A 2,691-nucleotide genomic window follows, 5' to 3' on the forward strand; every position below is an offset into this window, starting at 1 on the left:
AAAATGAACAAAAAAATTGATCAACAATCGGCAGATAATATTAGAGCATTGGCTGTTGCTATGGTAGAAAAGGCAAATTCAGGACACCCGGGTGGTCCCATGGGAGGTGCAGATTTTATGCACATCTTATATTCTGAATTTTTCAATTTTGATCCAACCGACATGACATGGCCTTTTAGAGATCGATTTTTTATGGATGCAGGTCATTTATCTACCTTAATGTATGCACAATATTATTTGTTAGGTAATTATGAAAAAGACGATGTAGCGAATTTTAGACAATGGGGTTCAATAACTCCGGGTCACCCAGAAGTGGATGTAAAAAGAGGGATAGAAAACACGTCAGGACCATTAGGTCAAGGACATACTATGGGTGTTGGTGCTGCTATTGCTGCTAAATTTTTACAAGCCAGATTTGGAGATTGGATGAATCATAAAATATATGGTTTTATTTCTGATGGAGGTATTCAAGAGGAAGTGTCGCAAGGGGCAGGAAGAATTGCGGGTCATTTAGGGTTGAACAATTTTATTATGTTTTTCGATTCAAATGATATTCAATTATCCACCTCTACTGATGAAGTAACTACCGAAGATACAGCCATGAAGTATGAAGCTTGGGGATGGAAAGTAGTTACTATTGACGGACATAACCATGATGAAATTAGAAAAGCGTTAAAGGATGCCAATAGCGAAACCGAAAAACCTACCCTTATTATTGGTAAAACCATTATGGGTAAAGGCGCTGTTGCGGCTGATGGAAGTCCATACGAAGGGTATTGTGAATTGCATGGTCAGCCTATTGGACATACAGGTGCTGATTACGAAAAAACGATGCTGAATTTAGGAGCTAACCTTGAAAACCCATTTGACATTTTTGATGAGGTTAATGACTTTTATAAGAACTTAATTGCAGAAAAAACGAAACAAGCTGCTAATAAAAAAGCCAAAATTAATACTTGGAGAACGAGTAATAAAGCATTATCAGATAAGTTGGATTTCTTCCTATCAGGAAAATTACCAGTATTAGATTTTTCAACTGTTGAACATAAAGCAGGTTTAGCAACCAGAGTTGCGTCTTCTAATGTACTTGGGTATTTAGCAGACCACGTAGAAAATATGATTGTGTCGTCGGCAGATTTATCTAACAGTGATAAGACGGACGGCTTCTTAAAAAAGTCATCAGCACTTAAAAAAGGTGATTTTAGCGGTGGGTTTTTACAAGCAGGCGTAGCAGAATTAACCATGGCTTGCATTGCCAATGGTATCGCTTTACATGGAGGTGTAATACCTGTGGTGGCAACATTTTTTGTGTTTTCAGATTATATGAAACCAGCCATTCGTTTAAGTGGTATTCAAGAATTACCGGTAAAATATGTTTGGACACATGATGCCTTTAGAGTAGGTGAAGATGGTCCAACGCATCAACCTGTAGAACAAGAAGCACAAATTCGATTACTAGAAAAGCTAAAAAATCATAGTGGGAAACCAAGCTTTATGGCATTACGTCCAGCAGACTCTGCTGAAACCGCAGTAGCTTGGAAAATGGCTTTAGAAAACCAAAATACGCCTACTGGATTAATTCTTTCAAGGCAAGGTATAAAGGATGTTCCTGCAAAAATCAACTCAAGATATAAAGATGCTTTAGGGGCTGAAAAAGGAGGGTACTTAGTCAAAGAAGTAGAAAACCCAGATGTGGTATTAATTGCCAACGGATCGGAGGTTTCGACATTAGTAGCTGCAGCAGAAATTTTAGAAGCCCAAAATGGACTAAAAGTAAATATAGCCTCTATAATTTCTGAAGGTGTATTTAGACTGCAATCAAAAGACTATCAAAATAGTATCATTCCTAAAGACAAGCCTTTGTTTGGATTAACAGCTGGCTTACCAATAAATTTAGAAGGTTTAGTTGGAGAAGGTGGAAAAGTGTTTGGTCTTGACCACTTCGGTTACTCTGCTCCAGCTGGTGTATTAGATGATAAATTTGGATTTACAGGTGTGAAAGTGAGTAAGGAAGTATTAGCGTATTTAAACGAATCAGTTTTAACAAATTAAAAACGAAATCATGAAATTTTTTATAGATACAGCAAACCTTGATGATATTGCCGAAGCAGAAGCTTTAGGGGTTTTAGATGGTGTTACAACAAACCCATCATTAATGGCAAAAGAAGGTATAACAGGTTACGATAATATATTGGCGCATTACAAGAAAATATGCGATATAGTAGAAGGTGACGTAAGTGCAGAAGTTATATCAACAGACTTTGACGGTATGGTAAAAGAAGGCGAAATGCTTGCTTCATTACATCCACAAATTGTGGTTAAATTACCATTAATAGCTGACGGTATTAAAGCTTGTAAATACTTTTCAGATAAAGGGATAAGAACTAACGTAACCTTAGTTTTTTCTGCTGGTCAAGCATTATTAGCAGCCAAGGCAGGAGCCACATATGTATCACCATTTATAGGAAGGTTAGATGATATTTCTACAGATGGTTTAAACCTGATTTCAGAAATAAGACAGATTTATGATAATTACGGTTTTGAAACACAAATTTTAGCAGCTTCAGTACGTCATACAATGCACATTATAGATTGTGCTAAATTAGGTAGTGATGTTATGACAGGACCACTTTCAGCAATAAAAGGGTTATTAAAACACCCATTAACAGATATTGGTTTGGCTAAATTTTT

At 36.6% G+C, this 2,691-nt stretch carries 2 protein-coding genes; both read left to right on the forward strand.

Annotated elements, in window-relative coordinates; genetic code table 11:
• On the forward strand, nucleotides 1–2,052 hold a 2,052-nt coding region (locus L3X39_RS14705), incomplete at its 5' end, for a transketolase family protein (protein ID WP_439649562.1).
• A 10-nt stretch (nucleotides 2,053–2,062) separates the two neighbouring features.
• A partial coding sequence (gene fsa, locus L3X39_RS14710; protein ID WP_237232619.1) for a fructose-6-phosphate aldolase occupies nucleotides 2,063–2,691 on the forward strand: 629 nt, incomplete at its 3' end.

Source organism: Flaviramulus multivorans (assembly GCF_021728415.1).
Lineage (GTDB): Bacteria > Bacteroidota > Bacteroidia > Flavobacteriales > Flavobacteriaceae > Sabulilitoribacter > Sabulilitoribacter multivorans.